1 protein-coding gene is annotated in these 917 nt (G+C 61.0%); it reads left to right on the forward strand.

From position 1 onward, the window contains the following. Positions 1-22 precede the first annotated feature (22 nt). Positions 23-917 (forward strand): AMP-binding protein (locus AC507J_RS32295; RefSeq protein ID WP_496294352.1); only part of this gene is annotated, 895 nt, incomplete at its 3' end.

Consider the following 917-nt stretch of genomic DNA (forward strand, 5'->3'; position numbering starts at 1 on the left):
TCCGGTGGATCGGGTGGAGTTTATGTTGGCTGATTCTGGTGCTGCTTTGGTGCTTTCGGATATTGGGGTTGGGGGTGGGTTTGGGGGTGGGTTTGAGCCGGTGGTGGTGGATCCGGAGCAGTTGGCGTATGTGATTTATACGTCGGGGTCGACGGGTCGGCCTAAGGGTGTGATGGTGCGGCATGGAAGTGTGTGTGATTTGTTGGAGGTGGCGGCGGATGGTGGTGGTGGGGTGTGGAGTGTGTTGCATTCGGTGGCGTTTGATTTTTCGGTGTGGGAGATCTGGGGTGCGTTGGCGACGGGTGGGCGGTGTGTGTTGGTGTCGATGGATGTGGTGCGGTCGCCGGAGGCGTTGGTGGGGGTGGTGGTGGCGGAGGGGGTGACGATGTTGAGTGTGACTCCGGAGGTGTTTCGTGGTTTTGCGTTGGTGGCTGGGGGTGTGGGGTCGTTGCGGCGGGTGGTGTTTGGTGGGGATGTGTTGACGGCGGGTCATTTGGCGGGGTGGGTTTTTGATGGTCCTGAGTTGGTGAATATGTATGGGATTACTGAGACGACGGTGCATGTGACGTCGTATCGGGTTGAGGGTGTGGAGGTTGCGATTGGTCGGCCGTTGTCTGGTTGGAGTGTGCGGGTTGTTGATGGGCAGCTTCGTTCGGTGCCGGTGGGGGTGGTGGGGGAGTTGTTGGTGGGTGGGTTGGGGTTGGCTCGTGGGTATGTTGGTCGGCCGGTGTTGACGGCGGAGCGGTTTGTTGCTGGTTCGGGTGGGTCGCGGTGGTATCGGTCTGGGGATCGGGTGAGGTGGCGGGCGGATGGGGTGTTGGAGTATTTGGGTCGTGTTGATCAGCAGGTGAAGGTGCGTGGGTATCGGATTGAGCCGGGGGAGATCGAGGCGGTTCTGGCCACCCACCCCGACGTGC

The sequence above is a fragment of the Micromonospora sp. PRAS1 genome (assembly GCF_059553435.1).